The sequence below is a fragment of the Streptomyces sp. A012304 genome (assembly GCF_026008495.1).
In the GTDB taxonomy this organism is placed as follows: domain Bacteria; phylum Actinomycetota; class Actinomycetes; order Streptomycetales; family Streptomycetaceae; genus Streptomyces.
Map to the genome: position 1 here is coordinate 1 of NZ_BQUN01000015.1, position 20428 is coordinate 20428.

The 20428-nt window shown below is 72.1% G+C and carries 19 protein-coding genes; 14 read left to right on the forward strand and 5 right to left on the reverse strand.

From position 1 onward, the window contains the following. The coding region (locus tag ALMP_RS04775) for an SLATT domain-containing protein (protein ID WP_375803435.1) at nt 1–650 on the reverse strand (650 nt) is incomplete at its 3' end. 312 nt (nt 651–962) lie between these two features. Between ALMP_RS04775 and ALMP_RS04780 the strand changes: the two genes are divergently transcribed. The 4 genes from ALMP_RS04780 (at nt 963) to ALMP_RS04795 (ending at nt 3416) form a co-directional block, all read left to right on the forward strand. Beyond that, nucleotides 963–1307 (forward strand): YbaB/EbfC family nucleoid-associated protein, encoded by a 345-nt coding sequence (locus tag ALMP_RS04780; RefSeq protein WP_264924928.1) that lies wholly within the window; start codon nt 963–965, stop codon nt 1305–1307. 86 nt (nt 1308–1393) lie between these two features. After that, entirely contained in the window at nt 1394–1993 is a 600-nt protein-coding gene (gene recR / locus ALMP_RS04785; protein ID WP_264924929.1) for a recombination mediator RecR, read from the forward strand. Continuing rightward, complete coding sequence (locus tag ALMP_RS04790) at nt 1986–2648, forward strand: DUF5063 domain-containing protein (protein ID WP_264924930.1); 663 nt, start codon at nt 1986–1988, stop codon at nt 2646–2648. The genes recR and ALMP_RS04790 overlap by 8 nt, the downstream gene beginning before the upstream one ends. Before the next feature lie 270 nt (nt 2649–2918). Continuing rightward, nucleotides 2919–3416, forward strand: a complete 498-nt coding sequence (locus tag ALMP_RS04795; protein ID WP_264924931.1) for an SgcJ/EcaC family oxidoreductase — start codon at nt 2919–2921, stop codon at nt 3414–3416. A gap of 3 nt (nt 3417–3419) precedes the next feature. Here the strand turns inward: ALMP_RS04795 and ALMP_RS04800 are convergent, their stop codons facing one another. Together ALMP_RS04800 and ALMP_RS04805 are read right to left on the reverse strand one after the other, a co-directional pair. Continuing rightward, nucleotides 3420–4784, reverse strand: a complete 1365-nt coding sequence (locus ALMP_RS04800; RefSeq protein WP_264924932.1) for a HAMP domain-containing sensor histidine kinase — start codon at nt 4782–4784, stop codon at nt 3420–3422. Then, nucleotides 4781–5479 carry a response regulator transcription factor gene (locus tag ALMP_RS04805; protein ID WP_264924933.1) on the reverse strand — a complete coding sequence of 233 codons (699 nt, stop codon included), beginning with the start codon at nt 5477–5479 and terminating at the stop codon, nt 4781–4783. The genes ALMP_RS04800 and ALMP_RS04805 overlap by 4 nt, the downstream gene beginning before the upstream one ends. Before the next feature lie 196 nt (nt 5480–5675). On the opposite strand from ALMP_RS04805, the gene ALMP_RS04810 reads away from it, so the two are divergent. The 4 genes from ALMP_RS04810 to ALMP_RS04825 all read left to right on the forward strand — a co-directional run bounded on the left by ALMP_RS04810 (nt 5676) and on the right by ALMP_RS04825 (nt 10299). Then, entirely contained in the window at nt 5676–6953 is a 1278-nt protein-coding gene (locus ALMP_RS04810; protein WP_264924934.1) for an aspartate kinase, read from the forward strand. After that, nucleotides 6953–8011, forward strand: a complete 1059-nt coding sequence (locus ALMP_RS04815; protein WP_264924997.1) for an aspartate-semialdehyde dehydrogenase — start codon at nt 6953–6955, stop codon at nt 8009–8011. The genes ALMP_RS04810 and ALMP_RS04815 overlap by 1 nt, the downstream gene beginning before the upstream one ends. Before the next feature lie 441 nt (nt 8012–8452). Further along, the gene (locus tag ALMP_RS04820; RefSeq protein WP_375803433.1) at nt 8453–9136 is read left to right on the forward strand and encodes a SigE family RNA polymerase sigma factor; all 684 of its coding nucleotides are present in this window, start codon (nt 8453–8455) and stop codon (nt 9134–9136) included. Further along, the gene (locus ALMP_RS04825) at nt 9133–10299 is read left to right on the forward strand and encodes a hypothetical protein (protein ID WP_309299432.1); all 1167 of its coding nucleotides are present in this window, start codon (nt 9133–9135) and stop codon (nt 10297–10299) included. The genes ALMP_RS04820 and ALMP_RS04825 overlap by 4 nt, the downstream gene beginning before the upstream one ends. On the opposite strand, the gene ALMP_RS04830 is transcribed toward ALMP_RS04825, so the two are convergent. Then, nucleotides 10269–11129: an SURF1 family protein gene (locus ALMP_RS04830; protein WP_264924935.1), complete on the reverse strand. Its 861-nt coding sequence runs from the start codon at nt 11127–11129 to the stop codon at nt 10269–10271. The genes ALMP_RS04825 and ALMP_RS04830 overlap by 31 nt on opposite strands. A gap of 234 nt (nt 11130–11363) precedes the next feature. Here ALMP_RS04830 and ALMP_RS04835 point away from each other — a divergent pair, with 234 nt between their 5' ends. Beyond that, nucleotides 11364–13178: a prolyl oligopeptidase family serine peptidase gene (locus ALMP_RS04835; protein ID WP_264924936.1), complete on the forward strand. Its 1815-nt coding sequence runs from the start codon at nt 11364–11366 to the stop codon at nt 13176–13178. Between the two features lie 136 nt (nt 13179–13314). Here the strand turns inward: ALMP_RS04835 and ALMP_RS04840 are convergent, their stop codons facing one another. Then, the gene (locus ALMP_RS04840; RefSeq protein WP_264925000.1) at nt 13315–15234 is read right to left on the reverse strand and encodes an NAD(P)-binding protein; all 1920 of its coding nucleotides are present in this window, start codon (nt 15232–15234) and stop codon (nt 13315–13317) included. A gap of 147 nt (nt 15235–15381) precedes the next feature. On the opposite strand from ALMP_RS04840, the gene ALMP_RS04845 reads away from it, so the two are divergent. The 5 genes from ALMP_RS04845 (at nt 15382) to ALMP_RS04865 (ending at nt 20426) form a co-directional block, all read left to right on the forward strand. Further along, nucleotides 15382–16431, forward strand: a complete 1050-nt coding sequence (locus tag ALMP_RS04845) for a permease (protein WP_264924937.1) — start codon at nt 15382–15384, stop codon at nt 16429–16431. Then, a complete protein-coding gene (locus tag ALMP_RS04850) occupies nt 16428–17267 on the forward strand; it encodes a TIGR03943 family putative permease subunit (RefSeq protein ID WP_264924938.1) in 840 nt (279 codons plus the stop codon). Before ALMP_RS04845 ends, ALMP_RS04850 begins: the two co-directional genes overlap by 4 nt. Nucleotides 17268–17842: 575 nt before the next feature. Further along, a complete protein-coding gene (locus ALMP_RS04855) occupies nt 17843–19354 on the forward strand; it encodes a conjugal transfer protein (RefSeq protein ID WP_264924939.1) in 1512 nt (503 codons plus the stop codon). Between the two features lie 148 nt (nt 19355–19502). Continuing rightward, a complete protein-coding gene (locus ALMP_RS04860) occupies nt 19503–19796 on the forward strand; it encodes a TcpD family membrane protein (protein WP_264924940.1) in 294 nt (97 codons plus the stop codon). A gap of 81 nt (nt 19797–19877) precedes the next feature. Further along, complete coding sequence (locus ALMP_RS04865) at nt 19878–20426, forward strand: hypothetical protein (protein WP_264924941.1); 549 nt, start codon at nt 19878–19880, stop codon at nt 20424–20426. Nucleotides 20427–20428 lie beyond the last annotated feature (2 nt).

A 20428-nucleotide genomic window follows, 5' to 3' on the forward strand; every position in this document is an offset into this window, starting at 1 on the left:
GTCTCCCCCCGCCCCCCGCCGGAGGCCACCGCCCCCTGGATCCCCATCGGAGCCGACCCGGTCCGGAACTCCACCATCCAGTCCGCCGTCTCCACCCGCACCAGCTCCGTCACGTCCTCCGAGAACCGCCGCAGCACCCCGAGACACCGCTCCGCGGCCTCGCTCGCCGTGCCCTCCGCCGGACCCAGCACCTCCCGCACACTCTCCGACGCCCAGTCGAACTGGAGCACCTGCAACCGCCGCTGCACCGCCTGCGCGGTCGCCACGTCCCTTATCCAGCCGGACGTCACCCCGAAGAACCGGTCCACCGCCACACACGCCACCGCCAGCAGCAGCGCCAGATACCCCCATGGGGCGACCCCGCCCACCACACCGGTCAGGTCCAGCAGCGGCAGCGAGGCCCCGGCCGCCGCCCCCGCCGCCGCCCCGCCCCGCAGCACCCGCGCGCCGCGCCGCTTCCACACCCGGTCGGCGAGGTACCAGGCCGCCGTCTCCAGCGCCCCGCGCTCCACCCACCGGTACAGCTCGTCCAGCCGTTCCGCCGGTTCGCCCCAGTCCCCGAGCGGGAACGCCCGCCCGGTCAGATCGCCCGGCCGCAGCCCGGCCGCGCCCTCGCCCCGCCCGTCCTGGGGCGGACCCTCGGGCTGCATCTCCGGCTGCTGACCCACCCGGCACTCCCTACTGGTCCCGACAGAACCGATCCCGACGCGTGACGTCGCCGCGGGTGCTGACGCGCCGGACCTTTCCTACCTCCCAATGGGTGGCGAAGAGGAAGGTTTCGTCTCTTTTACGCCCGGAAGTGGGCCTTGATCAGGTATAGGCCTCACGCCAGACTCACTCGAAAGAGTGCCGGGGCGACACCCGCACAGACCACGTAGGCTCGTGCCGAGCGGGAAAATCCCGTACGGACGTCAGGCCCGGAAGGCCCTGCGAGGCCCGAGGGCCCAGAAGAGGAGCTGATCGTGATTCCCGGTGGTGGCCAGCCCAACATGCAGCAGCTGCTCCAGCAGGCCCAGAAGATGCAGCAGGACCTGGCCCGCGCCCAGGAGGAGCTGGCGAACACGGAGGTCGACGGGCAGGCGGGCGGCGGTCTGGTGAAGGCCACCGTCACCGGCTCCGGCGAGCTGCGCGCGCTGCGGATCGACCCGAAGGCGGTGGACCCGGAGGACACCGAGACCCTCGCCGACCTGATCGTCGCGGCCGTCCACGCGGCCAACGAGAACGCGCAGGGCCTCCAGCAGCAGAAGCTCGGCCCGCTGGCGCAGGGTCTGGGCGGTGGCAGCGGCATCCCCGGCCTGCCCTTCTAGGACCGCCCTTCCCGGACCGCCCTTCTAGGACGGAGCGCGGCCCACTACCGTACGTACCAAGGAACCTCAGGAAGGACGGCAGTCCGTTGTACGAAGGCGTGGTCCAGGACCTCATCGACGAGCTCGGGCGGCTGCCCGGCGTCGGTCCCAAGAGCGCGCAGCGGATCGCCTTCCACATCCTGCAGGCGGAGCCGACGGACGTACGGCGTCTCGCGCAGGCCCTGATGGAGGTCAAGGCGAAGGTCCGCTTCTGCGCGATCTGCGGGAACGTCGCGCAGGAGGAGCACTGCGGCATCTGCCGCGACGCCCGCCGCGACCCCTCCGTCATCTGTGTGGTGGAGGAACCCAAGGACGTCGTCGCCATCGAGCGCACCCGCGAGTTCCGCGGCCGTTACCACGTCCTCGGCGGCGCCATCAGCCCCATCGAGGGCGTCGGTCCCGACGACCTGCGTATACGAGAACTTCTCGCGCGGTTGGCCGACGGGACGGTCACGGAACTGATCCTGGCCACGGATCCGAACCTGGAAGGCGAGGCCACGGCGACGTACCTCGCCCGCATGATCAAGCCCATGGGCCTGAAGGTCACCCGCCTGGCCAGCGGCCTCCCGGTGGGTGGTGACCTGGAATACGCGGACGAGGTGACCCTCGGCCGCGCCTTCGAGGGGAGACGACTCCTAGATGTCTGACGCCACGCTGCACGCGAGCGACCAGAACCCTGACGACTTCGCGGTCCAGATCGCGGACCAGATCGAGAGTTTCCTGGTCGCCGTCACCGAGGTCGCCAAGGGGGACGAGCCGGACTCGGCGGTGCCCTTCCTGCTGCTGGAGGTCTCCCAGCTGATGCTGGCCGGCGGCCGTCTCGGCGCCCATGAGGACATCGTCCCCGACGAGCGCTACGAGCCCGACACGGGTCCGGACGCGGACGTCGACGAGCTGCGGGAGAACCTCGCCCGCCTGCTCGACCCGGTGGACGTCTACTCGGAGGTCTTCGACCCCTACGAGCCCCGCAAGGCGCCCGTCCCGGCCCGGATCTCCGACGACCTCACCGACGTCATCACCGACCTGCGCCACGGCATGGCCCACTACCGGGCCGGCCGCACCTCGGAGGCCCTGTGGTGGTGGCAGTTCTCCTACTTCTCCAACTGGGGTTCCACCGCCTCCGCCACCCTGCGCGCCCTCCACTCGATCCTCGCCCACGTCCGCCTCAACCAGCCCCTGGAAGAGCTCGACGGCCTGGACACCGACCAGGGCATGGGCGACGACACCCTGGAGTTCGAGGCGGGCCGCGTCATGGCGGAGGAGATGAGCGACACACTCCGCCTGGGCTCCGCCCAGCAGTAGCGCGCGGGACCCGATCGAGACGGCACGGCTCCGGCCGCGCGCCTTCCGGTCCGACGACACCGACGACACCGACGAGCGCGGCGCCCCGCTCTGCCTGTCCATGCCCGCCTGATCACCACCCCCTTCCCCGCCCCGGCGGCGCGTTCGCGCCCGCGGCGGCGGGGAATTGGACGGATCTTGGACGTGCGCTGTACGGCGGTTGCACGGGGGCTAACCGGGCGAAGGCGAATCTTGAGTCATCCAACAGGCACCGCCCGCACAGGAGTTGCGATGACCCGCAAGACCCGCATACGCGCCGCTCTCGTCACCGCCACCGCCCTCGCCACCGCCGTCACGGTCACGGCAGGGGTCAGTGCGGCCGGCCCCGAGAAGACCTCGAAGCCCACCAAGAAGCAGATCACGTCCCTCTTCGACACCTGGAACGCCGCGCTCCAGACGGGCGACCCGGAGAAGGTCGCCGACCTGTACGCCAAGGACGCGGTGCTGCTGCCGACCGTCTCCAACAAGGTCCGCACCGACCGCGCCGGCATCGTCGACTACTTCCACCACTTCCTGGAGAACAAGCCGGTCGGCAAGAAGATCCAGACGACCGTCAACGTCCTCGACGGCAACTCCGCGCTCGACAGCGGCGTCTACGAGTTCACCCTCACCGACCCCAAGACCGGCCAGAAGCGCGTCGTCGAGGCCCGCTACACCTACGAGTACGAGAAGCGCGGCGGCGAGTGGAAGATCGTCAACCACCACTCGTCCGCGATGCCCGAGGGCTGAGCCTCAGCCGGTCCCGCGCTGTGCGGCACGCAGCGCGATCCGCACGCACAGCCCGCCCCGGGGAGCGTCCGCCAGCGTCACCGTCCCGCCGTCGTCCGTCACCAGCTGCTTGACGACGGCGAGACCGAGACCGGAACCGGAGCGCCCGGTGAGGCCCTGACCGCGCCAGAAGCGGTCGAAGGCGCGGGACTTCTCCGCGTCCGACATGCCCGGACCCTCGTCGAGGACCTCCAGCACCACCTGGCCGGCACGGCTCTCGACCCGGACGGTGATCGTCGCGCCGTCCGGTGACACCTCCAGGGCATTGGAGAGCACGTTGTCCAGCACCTGGTCCAGATGACCGGGGCTGGCCAGCACAAGCGGCCGGTCGCCGACTTCCCCACGCAGCGCGATGGTGACTCCGCGCTCGTCGGCGGCCGGTCTCCACACCCCGAGGCGTTCGACGACGATGTCCGGCAGGGACAGCGGCTCCGCCGCCGTCACCTTCGCCTCGGCCCGGGCCAGCACCAGCAGCCCGTTGACCAGCCGGCTCATCCGCACCACCTCGGCGGTCGCCTGCTCCACGTCCTCCCGCACGAAGTCGTCGTCGACGCCGTCCGCGATGTTGTCCAGCGACAGTCGCAGCGCCGTCAGCGGCGTACGCAGCTGGTGGGAGGCGTCCGCGACGAAGATGCGCTGCGAGGCGATCAGTGTGTCGAGGCGTTCGCCGGCCTGGTTCAGGGTGCGGGCGAGGGTCTGCGTCTCCTGGGGGCCGGTGACGGGTGCGCGGGCCGTCAGGTCGCCGTCGCTGAGCTTGCTCGCCATGTCGTTGAGCTGGCGCAGCGGCGCGGTGAGCCGCCGGGCCACCGCCGCGCCGATCACCGCGGCCACGCCGAGCACGGCCACCGCGAGGCCCGCCCGGAAGCCCCAGATCGTCCACAGCCGTTGGGTGAGGCCCGACGTCGAGTACACGATCCGCACGGCGCCCACGACCTGGCCGTCGTCGCGCGCCGGGACGGTGATGACCAGGTCGCGGCCCCAGATGAAGTCCGAGCCCCAGTCGGTCGTCGCCTTCCCCTGGTCGAGGGCCTTGGCCAGGGCCGCGTCCCGCCGCGGCCGGGGCAGGTCCGTCGCGCACTGCTCGGTGGCCGTGACCTGCACCTCGTCCTCGGTCTCCCGCGCGTAGGCGTCGGCCATCTGCTCCAGGGCCTGGCAGGACGCGGTGTCGCCGTTGCCGAGCAGCAGCGCCATGGTGGTGGCCTCCCGCTCGATGGACACCTCGGTGTCGCCGCGGAGCTGGGCGGTGAGCGTGAACGCCACCGGCACGGTGAACAGACCGATGGCCACCGCGACCAGTACCACGTAACTGCGGATGAGCTGGCGGATCACGACGGGTCGCCGCCCGCGCCGCCCACGATCTCCAGGCGGAAGCCGACGCCCCGCACCGCCTCGATGGTGATCACCCCGGCGAACTTGCGCCGCAGCGCCGCCACGTGCACGTCGAGCGTCTTGGTCGGGCCGAACCAGTTCGCGTCCCAGACGGCTTCCATGATCTGCTCGCGCGACATCAGCGCGCCCGGCTCCTCGGTGAGGAACGCCAGCAGGTCGTACTCCTTCGGCGCGAGGGCGACCTCCTCGCCGTCCACGTGCACCCGGGCCGCCTTGCGGTCGATGGTCAGGCGGGCGCCGTACCGGTCGGGGCCGACCGGGCCGCCCTCCCCGGGCGTACGGGGCTGGGCGCGGCGCATGACGGCCCGGATACGGGCGATCACCTCGCGGACGCCGAACGGCTTGGACACGTAGTCGTCGGCACCCAGCTCCAGGCCCACGACCCGGTCCGTCTCGTCGCTGCGGGCGCTGATCACGATGATCGGGACGTCGCCGCGTTCGCGCAGCGCCTTGCAGACGTCCAGACCGTCGGTGTCGGGCAGGCCGAGGTCGAGCAGGACGACCTCGTAGGGGTCGGTGTGGGCGAGGGCCGCGGCGCCCGTGGTCACCCAGTCGACCTCGAAGCCGTAGCGTTTCAGTCCGCGCCGCAGCGACTCGGCGACCGGTTCGTCGTCTTCCACCAGGAGTACGTGCACAGCCGCACGATAGTGCTTGAAACTTAATTCACAGCTATCACTTCGGCGTGAGTGGGCAGGGAAGTGCTGGGACGGGTGTCCGGGACATCTCACCATGCGATATCGCAGGGGTGGATTTCGGGCGCTCGTTACACTGAGCCGACCCGCAGTACAAGGGCGTATGTGCGGAAAGAGACAAACTGAGCGAGGAGCGCACGTGGGCCTTGTCGTGCAGAAGTACGGAGGCTCCTCCGTAGCCGATGCCGAGGGCATCAAGCGCGTCGCCAAGCGGATCGTGGAAGCCAAGAAGAACGGCCATCAGGTGGTGGCCGTGGTTTCCGCGATGGGCGACACGACGGACGAGCTGATCGATCTCGCCGAGCAGGTTTCCCCGATTCCTGCCGGGCGCGAGCTCGACATGCTGCTGACCGCCGGAGAGCGGATCTCCATGGCTTTGCTGGCGATGGCGATCAAAAACCTGGGCCACAGCGCCCAGTCGTTCACCGGCAGCCAGGCAGGTGTCATCACCGACTCGGTCCACAACAAAGCCCGGATCATCGACGTGACGCCGGGCCGGATCCGTGACTCGCTCGACGAGGGCAACATCGCCATCGTCGCCGGGTTCCAGGGCGTCAGCCAGGACACCAAGGACATCACCACGCTCGGCCGCGGCGGCTCCGACACCACCGCCGTCGCGCTGGCGGCCGCGCTCGACGCCGAGGTGTGCGAGATCTACACCGACGTCGACGGCGTGTTCACCGCCGACCCGCGGGTGGTGAAGAAGGCCCGGAAGATCGACTGGATCTCCTTCGAGGACATGCTGGAGCTGGCCTCGTCCGGGTCGAAGGTGCTGCTCCACCGGTGTGTGGAGTACGCCCGTCGCTACAACATCCCGATCCACGTCCGGTCCAGCTTCAGCGGACTGCGGGGCACGTGGGTCAGCAGCGAGCCGATTCAGCAAGGGGACAAGCAGGTGGAGCAGGCCATCATCTCCGGTGTCGCGCACGACACCTCCGAGGCCAAGGTCACGGTCGTCGGTGTGCCGGACAAGCCGGGCGAGGCCGCCGCGATCTTCCGCACGATCTCCGACGCCGAGATCAACATCGACATGATCGTGCAGAACGTGTCCGCCGCCTCCACCGGCCTGACGGACATCTCCTTCACGCTGCCCAAGGCCGAGGGCCGCAAGGCCATCGACGCCCTGGAGAAGAACAAGGGCGGCATCGGCTTCGACTCGCTGCGCTACGACGACCAGATCGGCAAGATCTCCCTGGTCGGCGCCGGTATGAAGACCAACCCGGGCGTCACGGCCGACTTCTTCAAGGCCCTGTCCGACGCGGGTGTCAACATCGAGCTGATCTCGACCTCCGAGATCCGCATCTCGGTCGTCACCCGCGCCGACGACGTGCCGGAGGCCGTGCGCGCCGTGCACACCGCCTTCGGTCTCGACTCCGACAGCGACGAGGCCGTCGTCTACGGAGGCACCGGGCGTTGATCTCGGGTACTCGCCGACCGACGCTCGCGGTCGTGGGGGCGACCGGAGCCGTCGGCACGGTGATGCTCCGGATCCTGTCCCAGCGTGCCGACATCTGGGGCGAGATCCGGCTGGTCGCCTCGCCGCGCTCGGCCGGCCGCAGGCTGACCGTGCGCGGTGAGGAGGTCGAGGTGGTGGCCCTGTCGGAGGACGCCTTCGACGGGGTCGACATCGCGATGTTCGACGTGCCGGACGAGATCGCCGCGAAGTGGGCGCCCGTCGCCGCCGCCCGGGGCGTGGTGGTCGTGGACAACTCCGGGGCCTTCCGGATGGACCCGGACGTGCCGCTGGTCGTGCCGGAGGTCAACGCGCACGCGGTGCGCAGGCGTCCGCGCGGGATCGTCGCCAACCCGAACTGCACGACCCTGTCGATGATCGTCGCGCTGGGCGCGCTGCACGCCGAGTTCGGGCTGCGCGAGCTGGTGGTGTCGTCGTACCAGGCCGTCAGCGGGGCCGGGCGGGCCGGGGTGGAGACGCTGCGGCAGCAGTTGTCGCTGGTCGCCGGTACGGAGCTGGGGACCGCCCCCGGTGACGTACGGCGGGCCGTGGGCGACAGCACCGGGCCGTTCCCCGAGCCGGTCGCGCTGAACGTCGTGCCGTGGGCCGGATCGCTGCGCGAGGACGGCTGGTCGTCGGAGGAGATGAAGGTGCGGGACGAGTCCCGCAAGATCCTCGGGCTGCCGAAGCTGCCGGTGGCGGTGACCTGTGTGCGGGTGCCGGTGATCACCGTGCACTCCCTCACCGTCCACGCCCGCTTCCAGGACGAGGTCACCGTGGGCAAGGCCCGCGAGATCCTCGCCACCGCCCCGGGCGTCGTGCTGTACGACGACCCGGCCGCGGGCGAGTTCCCCACGCCCGCCGACGTCGTCGGCACCGATCCGACCTGGGTCGGCCGGGTGCGACGGGCGCTGGACGACCCCACGGCGCTCGAACTCTTCGTGTGCGGGGACAATCTGCGCAAGGGTGCCGCGCTGAACACCGCGCAGATCGCGGAGCTGGTGGCTGCGGAGTTCGTGTGACAGGCGGGTCACCGCCGGAAAATCGCTGGCCAGAGCTTGGCGGCTAAGTAGGATCTGTGGAAAAAGATGTGAGCCGGTCGACGGTCCGAACCACTTGTATCGGACACCTTTGACATTCGAAGATGCATCCGAAGATTCCTCCCCGCCCTCCGCAACCGTGCGGAGAGCGGGGAGCGTCTTTGCGGTCACCCTTCGGGGTGCGCAGCGTGTGACGATCCCGGCGCACAGGGGACGCCGTGATCCGGGCGCGGGGACGCCCGTTCATATGGGATATAAGGGAAGAGCGGGACGCATGAGGGCATGTGAGGCGCCGTCCGTGCTGCTGCCGACCGGCGCGAGACGGGCGCCCGGGGCAGCGACGGACGCGCGTGTTTCGACGTCCGACACACATGTGAAGGCCGACACGTACAACCCCGACGGGGTCAGGCGTGTCCAACAGGCGTGGCAGAGGTACTCGACTTCCCGGTGGCGGCCCGCGCCGCGGCCCTACGGCCGCCCCGCGTCGCCCTACGACCGCGCATGCCCGGTACGCCCGGCGGCATGCCGGTGATCGCGCCCGTGCCCGCAGCGCGGCCCGCCCGCATCCCCAGTCAGCGCGACGGCGCCGAGTTCGCCGAGGAGACCGTCGCGGCCGGCACCACCGTCGACCACCTCACCGAGACCTACCGAGCGCACTACCGCTCGCTGCTCGGTCTCGCCGCCCTCCTCCTCGACGACACCGCCTCCTGCGAGGACGTCGTCCAGGAGGCCTTCATCCGGGTCCACTCCGCGCGCAAGCGCGTCCGCGACCCCGAGAAGACCCTCGCCTACCTGCGGCAGACGGTCGTCAACCTCTCCCGCTCCGCGCTGCGCCGCCGCATCCTCGGCCTGAAGCTGCTGTCCAAGCCGATGCCGGACATGGCCAGCGCGGAGGAGGGCGCCTACGACCAGCTGGAGCGCGACTCCCTCATCAAGGCGATGAAGGGCCTCCAGCGCCGCCAGCGCGAGGTCCTCGTGCTGCGCTACTTCGCCGACATGACCGAGGCCCAGGTCGCCGAGACCCTCGGCATCTCCCTCGGCTCGGTCAAGGCGTACGGCTCGCGCGGCATCGCCGCCCTGCGCGTCGCGATGGAGGCGCGGGCGTGAGCGCGAAGGGCGGGGGCGGGGACTCCGGGGAGCGGGAGCGGCGCGAGCCGTTCACTCCGCCGCACGAGCAAGAGCTGAAGCAATCGCACGCTGGGAACGGAACCGTGAACCACCACCTCGACGACCAGGGCCCCGACGGGCTCGACTCGGACGAGCTGGCACTGCGCCGAATGCTCCACCAGGCCGTCCACGACATGGAGCCGCGCGACGGCACGCTGGACCACCTCCGGCGGGCCGTGCCCGCCCGGCGGGCCCGCAAGCGGCAGGCCGCCGTCGGCATGGCGGCCGCGGCGCTCTTCGTCGGCACCGCCGTCCCGGCCCTGCTGCACGTCTCCGGCTCCGGCGGATCCGGCACCGGCCCCTCCGCCATGGCCGGCCAGGCCTCGCAGGCACAGGGCGGCGCCGGGGAGGGCAAGGTCCCCGACGGCGGCTCCTCCGGCAAGGTCGGCTCCTCCGGCGGACAGAGCGGCCAACCCGGCACCAGCACCCCCAAGGGCCCCGCCCAGGGCAACGGGACCGGCGGCAGCACCGGCGCGTCCGTCGGCGCCGACCCGTCCGCCTCGCTCGCGGCGGACACCTCCGCCTGCACCGCGGACCAGCTCGGCGAGTCCACCGCGAACGTCGAGGTGGCCGACGCGGGCGGCATCGTCTACGGCACCTTCCGCGTCGTCAACGTCTCCTCCGGCACCTGCACCGTCGGCGGGAGCGTCTCCGTGTCGCCCACCGCCCAGGGCGCCGCCGACCCCACGAAGATCACCGTGGTGGAGCACACCTCCGGGGACGAGGCGGCCGGCCTGCCCGACCCCTCCCTCTACGTCTCCCGGCTCTCCCTCGCCCCGGGCTCCGCGTACGACGTGAAGTTCGCCTGGGTGCCCTCCGAGACCTGCCCCACGACCGGCGGCGGGGACAGCACCGACGGAGGCGGCGACGGCGGCGGCACGGCGTCCCCGGACCCGTCGCCGTCCGAGCAGTCCGGCACCACGGGCGGCACGACCACCGGCACGGACGGCGCCACCACGCAGCTGTTCACCGAGGACGGCACGGCCGACGGCAGCGTCGTCGTGACGTACACCGCGGAGGCGGGTGCCCCGAGCGTGTCGGCGACCGTGGCCAACGCCTGCGCCGGGAAGATCTACCGGACCGGCGTGCTCGCGTCCTCCTGAACGACGGCGTCCGACGCGGGGCCGGCGGTCGCCGGCTCCCCGGTCGCCGGGTTCCCGTCCGTCGGCTCCCCGTCCGGGGCGATGCCGAGGGCGGCGTCGCGGGCGAACTCCAATTCGCGGCGCAGCAGCCGGAACCACATGAACACCACGAACCCGGCGAAGACGAACCACTCACCGGTGTAGCCGAGGTTCTGGAACGCCTTCAGGTCCAGGCCCGTGCCGGTCGGAGCGCTCGCGGGCACCGCCGTCATCCCCGAGTCGGCGGTGTCGAGCGTGATCCAGGCGTCGTACAGGTCGTAGGACACCAGGTTCACCAGCGAGGCCGCGCTGATCGCGGCCGTCTGCCCGGCCGGCAGGCCGCCCTGCGCGCTCACGCCGTTGTCGCCGGGCGTCTCGGACGCCTGGAGGGCACCGATGACGGTGACCTCGCCGGCGGGCGGGGCCGGGGCCTTCGCGGCGTCGGCCGTACCCGGCAGCCAGCCGCGGACCACGGGCAGGGCCTTGCCGCCGTCCGTCCTGAGCAGGGTCAGGACGTAGAAGCCCCGCTTGCCGTCGAGCTTGCGGTCCGGGACCAGCAACTGCTCGTCGTAGCGCCCGGTGGCGGTGACCCGCTCGCCGGAGGTCGCCTTGTCCACCGGCAGCAGCTCGGCCAGCGGCCGCGCCGGCTCCGTCCGCTCCCGCGAGACCTGCTCCTGCGCGGTGCGGTGGTCGTCCACCCGCGCCTCGAACCGGCTCAGCTGCCAGGACCCCATGAAGACGCAGAAGGGGATGGCCAGCAGCACGAAGACGTTGATCCCCCACCATCGGGGCGTCAGCAGAAACCGGTACACGCCCTCAACGGTACGGGGCGTATCCGGCGGACCGGGCCTCGGGGTCGGCGGCGGGGCCGGGTGGTGCCGGGCGGTGGCGGGCCGGTGAGGGGGCGGAATCGGTGGCGGTCCGGTGTCGGTGGCGGCTGAAACGTAAGGAATTCGGAAGCGGACCGGAAAGGGCTTGCTCGAAGTTATCCACAGGCTGGGGGCCGTGGCAGCGAAGTGTCTCCCCGTACGGGCACTATGGGGGCCATGACTGAGAGCAACGGGTCCGCCGCACCGGAGCGGAACAAGGAGATGCCGGACTGGGAGAAGCGCTTCCGGGCGCCCCGCGTGTCGCTGCCCGACTGGGCGCTGGACGCGCCGGACCGCTCCCTGTTCGTGTCCAACGCGACGGGGACGTACGAGCTGTACGCCTGGGACCGGTCCACCGGTGAGCAGCGCCAGGTGACCAACCGGGCGAACGGCACGACGGACGGCGTGCTCTCCCCCGACGGCGCCCACATCTGGTGGTTCGACGACAAGGACGGCGACGAGTTCGGCGTCTGGCGCCGCCAGCCCTTCGAGGGCGGCGAGGACGAACTGGCCACCCCGGGACTGGACCCCTCCTACCCCGCCGGCCTGGCCCTGGGCCGCGACGGCCGTACGGCGGTGGTGGGCCGCTCCACGGACGAGGACGGCACCACCATCCACGTCGCCCGGCTCGGCGAACCCCCGTCCGAGCTGTACCGCCACCGTGAGTCGGCGGGTGTCGGCGACCTCTCCCACGACGGCTCGCTGATCGCCATCGAGCACACCGAGCACGGCGACGCGATGCACTCCGCGCTGCGCGTCCTGCGCCCCGACGGCACGACGGTCGCGGATCTCGACGACACCAAGGGCGGCACCGAGGAACTCGGCCTGGAGGTGCTGGGCTTCGCCCCGGTCGACGGCGACACCCGGCTGCTCATCGGCCACCAGCGCCGCGGCCGCTGGGAACCCCTGGTGTGGGACGTGGTGACCGGCGCGCAGACGGACCTGGCGCTGGACCTGCCGGGCGACGTCAGCGCCGAGTGGTATCCCGACGGCTCCGCCCTGCTCATCGCCCACAGCTTCGAGGCCCGCAGCGAACTCCTGCGCTACGACCTCACCACCGGCGCGCTGGAGCGCATCCCCACCCCGCCGGGCACGGTGTCGGGGGCGACGGCCCGCCCCGACGGCACCGTGGAGTACCTGTGGTCCTCCGCGGCCGAGCCGCCGACGGTCCGCTCGACCAGCGGCCGGGTGGTGCTGGACCCGCCCGGCATGAGGTCGCCGGGCTCGGTCCCGGTGGAGGACGTGTGGGTGGAGGGCCCCGGCGGCCGTATCCACGCCCTGGTGCAGAAGCCGGCGGGCGCCACCGGCCCCCTCCCCACCGTGTTCGACATCCACGGCGGGCCCACCTGGCACGACAGCGACTCCTTCGCGGCGGGCCCGGCCGCCTGGGTCGACCACGGGTACGCGGTGATCCGGGTGAACTACCGAGGCTCCACCGGCTACGGCCGCGCGTGGACCGACGCCCTCAAGCACCGGGTGGGCCTGATCGAGCTGGAGGACATCGCGGCGGTCCGGGAGTGGGCGGTGACCTCGGGCCTGGCCGACCCCTCCCGGCTGGTCCTCACCGGCGGCTCCTGGGGCGGCTACCTGACCCTCCTCGGCCTCGGTACCCAGCCCGAGGCGTGGGCGGTGGGCATCGCGGCGGTGCCCGTCGCCGACTACGTCACGGCCTACGAGGACGAGATGGAGGCCCTGAAGGCCATGGACCGCACCCTCATGGGCGGCACACCCGAGGAGGTGCCGGACCGCTTCGAGGCGTCGTCCCCGCTGACCTACGTCGACCAGGTCAAGGCCCCGGTCTACATCTCGGCGGGCGTCAACGACCCGCGCTGTCCCATCCGCCAGGTGGAGAACTACGTCGAGCGCCTGGAGGCCAGAGGCGCGGTCCACGAGGTGTACCGCTACGACGCGGGGCACGGCTCGCTGGTCGTCGACGAGCGGATCAAGCAGGTGCGGCTGGAGCTGGAGTTCGCACAGCGGCACCTGGGCTAGGAGGCGCGGGGCCCGGGTTACCTCACCCCCCGGGCCCCTCCGCGTCCGGGCAGGAGGTCCTCAGATCTCCGGGCCCCTCCGGCTCTGGCAGGAGATCCTCACATCTCCGGGCCCTCCGGCTCTGGGCAGGAGGTCCTCACATCCCCGGGCCCCCTCTGCGTCTGCGTCCCAGCAGCTCCGCCAGTCCCCTGCGCGTCGCCGCCAGGATCACCCGGTCCTCGTCGCGCAGGACGTAGGTGTCGGGCAGGTCCCACACCAACCCCGAGCCGCCTGCCTCGTCCGCCGGCGCCTCGGCGCCGCGGTGGGCCGTGTCCAGCGCCAGCACCCGCCGGCAGCCGGGCTCGAAGGCCTCGCCGACCGTCTTGCCGGCCAGCTGCGGATGACCGCGCACCTCCAGCGCGGCGAACAGCAGCACCCGCCGCTCGACCGGGATCGCCCCCAGGATCTGCCGGCCCATCATCGCCCCGGCGAAGGAGGGCGCCGACAGATGCGACACGCTGCGGCTGCGGGTGAGCGCCTGGGGGTGCGCGGCCCGCAGGGTGCGGTACACGGCGGTCGCGAAGTCGTCGTCGTACAGCCGCAGCACGACCCGCAGGTCGGGGCGGAGGGAGCGGGCGTAGAGGGCGGCCTCGAGGTTGGTGGTGTCGGAGCTGGTCACCGCGAGCAGCGCGTGCGCGCGGTGGATCTTGGCGGCCTCCAGGACGCCCTCCTGGGTGACGTCGCCGAGCACCACCGGCACCCGCAGCCGCCGCGCCACCGCGATCCCGCGCGCCTCGGGTCCCGCCTCGACGCACACCACGGGGATGTTCAGCTCGCGCAGCCTGGTCAGCACACGGGTGCCGATCTTCCCCAGCCCGAGCAGGACGACGTGCCCGCCCAGTCCGCGCGGCGGCTTCCGCAGGGATCCGGCGCCGCGGAAGGTGCCCAGCGCCTCCAGGACGGCCGCGAGCAGCACCGGCAGCAGCAGCAACCCGACCAGACCGGAGAGGAGTTGCAGGACCTGGCGTTCGGTGGACGCGCCGAGCGCCGGGTCGTTGATGGCGAACAGGTCCAGCAGCGTCAGATACAGCGCGCCGAGCGGGTGCACGCCGGTCACCAGCCACAGCGTCACCGCCAGCGCGATCACGCAGCCCACCAGGCCGGCCAGCGACCAGCGCAGCCGCCGCGAGAACAGCGAGGCGAACGGCGCGACGACCCCGACGCCCCGGCCGGCCGGCAGCCCGGGCCCGGCCGCGTACGACACCTGCTCCAGGCAGACGCTGCCCCGGCCCGTAGCGGCCCGGACCGTCGCCGCGTCGGGCAGCAGCAGCGGTCCCTGCTCGCCGCTGGTCTCGGAACCGTCCGCGAACGCCGGGTCGTTGCCCGGCGCGGACAGCAGCGCGAGTGTGGCCAGGCCCGGGTCGGCGGTCCGTCCGGGGCCGGCCGGGGGCCGTTCCACGGCGCGCAGCAGCAGCCCGTCCGTGTGGACGACCTTGGTGGTGCCGGCGACGGCGGTCGCGGCGAGCGCGGGCGCGGCCGTGTCGGCGTCGGAGAGCACGGTCGTGGAGGCGTCCCCCACCGAGGGCCGGGCATCCCCGACGGCCAACACGGCGGCCTGGTCGAGGAGTTCCTCTATGTGCTGGCCCAGCCGGCGGTTGTACAGCCGCAGCACCAGCCGCAGCCGGGGGTTGAGCCGGCGGGCGGTGAGGGCGGCGCGGATGTTCGTCTCGTCGTCGTCGTACACGAGCGCCAGCGCGGCGGCCCGCTCCACGCCGGCCTCGGCGAGCACGGCCTCGGTGGGGTCGGCGGCCTCCAACACCCGCCCGCCGCCGTTCTGTTCGCCGCCGCCACCGCTGCCGCCGCTCGTGGCGCTGCCGCTTCCGCCGGCGGCCCGGCTGACGGCCGCGCTCACCACCCGGTCCAGCAGCGCCGCCGACACCGCGCGGGCCCGCCCCACGACCGGCGGCCGCACGGCGCGTTCGGCCGGCGGGACGACGAGCGTGACCTGCTCCTCGTACACCCCGCGCAGTTCGGCGGCCAGCCGGTGCGCGAGTCCGTCGTCGCCGCACACCACCATGTGCTCGCCGGCGCCGCCCGGCGGCGGACCCTGATTCGGAACGCTCCCCACGAGGGAGAAGACTGCCCCAGTGAGACGGGTGGTTCCAGCGGTGGGCTGAACACCGGCCGTCGTCCGGCCGTATGGGAGGGGAGGGAGGGGGAGCCGATGGACTCAACAGGTGTCGTGCCCGTGGCCGTCGCCGAAGCGGACCGGCACGAGGGGGGAGCACCGGGCCGGGAGAGCGGGCCCGCGCGGCCCCCCGAACCCCGCCGTCTCACCTCGCCCCTCGTCCTGACCCTCGTCCTGGTCCTCATGGTGCTGGCGCAGGGGCTGCTGCGCCGCGCCCTGTCCGCGCCGGTGATGCAGAGCTGGACGACGGTGTTCGTGGCGGTGGTCGTGCAGGCGCTGCCGTTCCTGGTGCTGGGTGTCCTGCTGTCGGCGGCGATCGCCGTCTACGTCCCCCCGTCGTTCTTCGCCCGCGCCCTGCCCGCCCGGCCCGCGCTGGCCGTGCCGGTGGCGGGGGCGGCGGGCGCGGTGCTGCCGGGCTGCGAGTGCGCGTCCGTGCCGGTGGCCGGCGCGCTGGTCCGCCGGGGCGTCACCCCCGCCGCCGCGCTCGCCTTCCTGCTCTCCGCCCCGGCGATCAACCCGATCGTGCTGACGGCGACGGCGGTCGCCTTCCCCGGCGACCCCGAGATGGTGCTGGCCCGGTTCGTCGCGAGCCTGCTGGTGGCCTGTGCGATGGGCTGGCTCTGGCAACGCCTGGGCCGCACGGACTGGCTGCGCCTTCCCGCGCACACACCGCACGAGGGGCGCGGCAAGGGCGCGGCGTTCTGGAACTCGGTGCGGCACGACGTGATGCACGCGGGCGGCTTCCTGGTGGTGGGCGCGATGGCCGCGGCGACCCTGAAGGCCGTCGCCCCGGAGAGCTGGCTGCGCACGGCGGCCGACAACCCGGTGCTGGCGGTCCTGGCGCTGGCCGTCCTGGCCGTGGTGCTGTCGATCTGCTCGGAGGCGGACGCGTTCGTCGCGGCCTCGCTGACCCAGTTCTCGCTGACGGCCCGGCTCACCTTCCTGGTGGTCGGCCCGATGATCGACCTGAAGCTGTTCGCGATGCAGGCCGGCACCTTCGGCCGTGCCTTCGCGCTGCGCTTCGCCCCCGCCACCTTCGTCCTCGCCGTCACGGTGTCGGTGCTGACCGGGGCGGTGCTGCTGTGAACCGCCAGGCACAGGCGGCGGTCCTGTTCCTGCTCGGCGCGGCCCTCCTGCACGCCGGCGCCACCGACCTCTACCTGCGCTACGTCAAGTCCGGCCTGCAACCGCTGGTACTGGCGGCGGGCGCGGTACTGATCGTGACAGCGGCGGCAACGGCCTGGTACGAGCGCGGCACGACGTCCTCGAGCGGGCGGGAGGAGCGCGGCGCGGCGGGCCCGAGCGGGCGGCACGAGCACGGCGCCGACGCCCGGGCCGAGCGGGACGAGCCCGACGCCCTCGCTCCGGCCGGGGGAGACGAGCCCGGTGTGAGCGCACCCGCCGGCCACTCCCACCGTGAGCCCCGCGTCGCCTGGCTGTTGCTGCTGCCCTTGCTCGCGCTGATCCTCGTCGCGCCGCCCGCGCTCGGTTCCTACAGCGCGACCCGTACCGGTACGGCGCTCCAGGAGCCGCCCGCCTTCGCGGCGCTGCCGCCCGCCGGCCCGCTGCGGCTGAGCGTGGCCGACTACGCGGGCCGCGCGGTCTACGACCAGGGACGCGGCCTCGCCGGCCGCCGGATCGAGCTCACCGGGTTCCTCGCCGTGGACCGGGAGGGCACCCCCTACCTGGTCCGCATGGCCCTCAGCTGCTGCGCGGCCGACGCCCAGCCGGTCAAGGTCGGCCTGACCGGCCGAGTCCCCCCGGTGCTCCAGCCGGACACCTGGCTGCGGATCACCGGCACCTACACGGCCCGGCGCGCCGGTGACCCGGTCAACGGCGGTCCGATCCCGTTCATCGAGGTCGGCACGGCGACCCCGGTGGAGGCGCCCAGGGATCCGTACGACGAGACGTGGAACTCCTGAGGGTCCCGGAAGGCTCCACAGCCCGCCGATCCGGGCCACTCTGCGGCCGGCCTCGAGGTGGACGCGGTCCGGGACGGCGGTGAGGCCCGCCGAGGCGAGGGCGCCGGTCACGGCCTCGTGCAGCGACCGGATGAGATCGGACTCCGCCAGGGTGGCCGTCCGCCGGCCCTCGTGACAGGTCGAGCCGCCGTCTCGCGCTGGTCCCGGCCGGCGGAGCCGCTACGGCCTTGTCCGAGGACCGGTCCTGACGGAGGATTTGGAGGGCGCGCGCCACGGACTCGCTGAGGCGTGTCATGGGGTTCCTGTGGTGATCGGGGCTCGCTCCGGTAACGGACGACGCTGTCCAGCGGGCGCTTCCCCGGCCTCCGATTTACCGTCGCCCACCGCCTCTGGCCAGGGAGAACGGCCCACCGGTCGGCGCGTGCCCGCCGTTCGGCGGGCCGGAGAAGAGGCACGCGGGAACCCCCGGGCCCCCATACGGTGTCGGTGTCCTTGGTGTCTATACGCTGAGCGGACACTCTCGGTATAGTACTTGTGTCTATACATGTGGCCTGGTGTCAGCGGAAGGGGGAGCCGTGGCAGTGCCGCCTCAGGGCGATGCTCCGCAGTATGGCGGAGCCGCCGGGCAGCAGCCCGGCGGGCAGCCGCAGGGCCGGCAGCAGGTGCCGGCGCTGACGGAGGAGATGCTGATCCGCAACGGCGGAGACAGCGGCGGGCGTTCCCGCAATCCGTTCCGCCGCAAGAAGCCCGCCGACCCGCCCGCCCCGCCCAACCCGTGGCTGGACGCGGCCGGTTCGGCGCCGGGTGGTGCCGCAGCCTCGGCCAACGGGCACGGGGCCCCTCGGCAACAGGTCTCCGGCCAAGCAGTTCTGACGGGGCAGCGACTCGACGAGCAGCGCTCCCCGGAGCCCGCCGAGCCCACCGGCAAGAAGGGCAAGAAGGGCAAGCAGACCGAGGCCCCGACGGGCAACGGCTGGTTCCACAACCCCTTCGCCAAGCCCAAGACGTCCTCGTCGGCCGGCGACCGCTCGAACGTCTCCTCGGCGCAGATGTGGGCCGGCCCGCGCCGCGGCATCCTGGTGCGCCGCCTGCTGGGCCTGTTCGCCGTCTTCCTGCTGCTGTTCCTGTTCGCCAAGATCAACGGCAAGGCGAGCAAGGCGCAGGTGGACGCGGCCGTGGACGCCCGGGTGAAGGCCTCCGCGCAGAACTTCCCCCACGGGGCCGCCGTCATGTGGTCGGCGCCGCTGGTGAAGATCTTCGCCACGTACGACACCGAGCACGCCGACGAACGTTCCCGCGCGCTGGAGCCGTACGCCATCAACGGGCTGGACCAGCAGCTCGGTTGGAACGGGCAGGGCAAGCAGACCGTCATCGACCTGGTGATGAGCGACGAGGTCGAGGTCACCGACGCCAACCGGGGCGTCGTACGGGGCACCGTGCAGGTGCAGGACGGCTCCTGGCGGTGTGTCGCCGTGCCGCTGTTCATGGTCAAGCGTGGTGGGGCGACCGCCTTCGGACTGACGGCCGCGCCCGTCTACGTGCCGTGCGCGGGACTGACGTCGCCGCCGCAGAGCACCTCGAGCGGCAAGTCCAACGACGCCGCGCTGTCCGAGACCCTCCGCACCGACCTGCTGCCGCCGTTCCTCGCCGCCTGGGTGCAGAGCGACACCGTGAACCTGAACCGCTACCTGCTGCCCGGCACCGTCTCCTTCGGCCTCGGCGGCGCCTACACCGGCTCCGGAGAGGGCGGACGCCCGACGGTGGAGACCGTGTACGTCCCGGTCGCGGACAAGGGACAGGACCCCAACCGCCGTACGGTCACCTTCACCACGACGCTGCTGGGCACCGACGGCAAGGCGGCCCAGCTGTCGACGTACCAGGTGGCCATCGTGAAGAAGAACGGCCAGTGGTACTTCGCCTCCGACCCCACGCCGGCCGTCGGCACCGTGGGCGGTGACCAGCTGCCCAACGTCCAGCCGTCACAGGGGACGGGCGGAATGTACTCGCAGAGTCCCGCTCCTTACCCCAGTGCAACAACATCGACAGACGTGCAACAGCCGTCGCCCAGCGCATCCGCTACTCCATGAGAACCGTCTATACATAGTGAGAGATCGCGGGACGGGCGGCCCCAACGGGGGGAACTCGGATGCCGCATCCAGGTTGTGTATATACGATCAGCTCGCGCGAGTACGTAGCTCCATGCGCGTCACGCAGAAGAGGAACAGGAAACCCATCATGCTGAGCCAGCAGCTCCTGGCCAACGCGGCCGACATGCACGTCTACCTCGCGGACTCCAACCAGATCACCACGAAGACCAGCAGCATCGGCAAGGCCATCCTGGCCGCCACGGTGGTGTTCGCCGTCGTCGCCGCGTTCTTCACGCAGGCGCAGCGCAAGTGGATGGTCGTCGTCACCATCCTGCTGATCGGCAGCTTCACCTTCATGATCGTCGACGACCCGAAGACGCTGCTCGACGAGGGCGGCGACTTCATCAAGACCAACCTCTGGGACCCGATCCTGAGTTCCTGATCCGACAACCCGGCCGGGCGGTCCTCGCGACCGCCCGGCACCGGTCGTTTGCGCCGTGACCACTGGGAGGGGTGAGGTGCGATGAGCGACGAGTCCGTGACCCTGCGGGACTACACCGAGGCGTTCAAGGTCAAGAAGGCGCTGCGCAAGGTCGGCAAGGCGAACATTCCGCTCAAGGAAGGCCTGTTCGTCGACGACATCAAGATCTTCGCCCTCACCTTCTTCGTGTGGGTCCTGGCGTACAACATGATCTTCGCGCCGCCGATCAAGGTCGTGGCGCATCTGTTCGGCATGAGCGCTCCGAAGGGCGTCCCCTATCTCTTCGTGCTCTTCGTGCCGCCCGTCTTCGCGGTGGCCGCCTCCCGCCGTCCGATCCGCCACAACCTCGGCATCTTCGGGCTGGTGCGGGCGCAGTTCCGCGACTGGATGGACGACCCCGTGCACCGCAAGGGCGTGCCGGTGCGCAAGGGTCACGGCCCCCGGGCCTACCGGATCACGCTGTGGCGGGCCAAGCCCGACCTGCTGCCGGGCCTCGCCCCCCGCACGCCCCTGCCCAACGGGTGGCACTCCGTCACCCCGTCCCCGGAAGCGCTGGAACAGCGGCAGCCGACCAGCACACGGAAGGCCTGACA

Excerpts from the sequence above, each read along its gene's own strand:
- ALMP_RS04835 (WP_264924936.1), top strand. The coding sequence starts at position 11,364 with ATGACTGAGAGCAACGGGTCCGCCGCACCGGAGCGGAACAAGGAGATG.
- ALMP_RS04790 (WP_264924930.1), top strand. The coding sequence starts at position 1,986 with ATGTCTGACGCCACGCTGCACGCGAGCGACCAGAACCCTGACGACTTC.
- ALMP_RS04860 (WP_264924940.1), top strand. The coding sequence starts at position 19,503 with ATGCTGAGCCAGCAGCTCCTGGCCAACGCGGCCGACATGCACGTCTAC.
- ALMP_RS04845 (WP_264924937.1), top strand. The coding sequence starts at position 15,382 with ATGGACTCAACAGGTGTCGTGCCCGTGGCCGTCGCCGAAGCGGACCGG.
- ALMP_RS04865 (WP_264924941.1), top strand. The coding sequence starts at position 19,878 with ATGAGCGACGAGTCCGTGACCCTGCGGGACTACACCGAGGCGTTCAAG.
- ALMP_RS04795 (WP_264924931.1), top strand. The coding sequence starts at position 2,919 with ATGACCCGCAAGACCCGCATACGCGCCGCTCTCGTCACCGCCACCGCC.
- ALMP_RS04840 (WP_264925000.1), bottom strand. The coding sequence starts at position 15,234 with ATGGTGGTGTGCGGCGACGACGGACTCGCGCACCGGCTGGCCGCCGAA.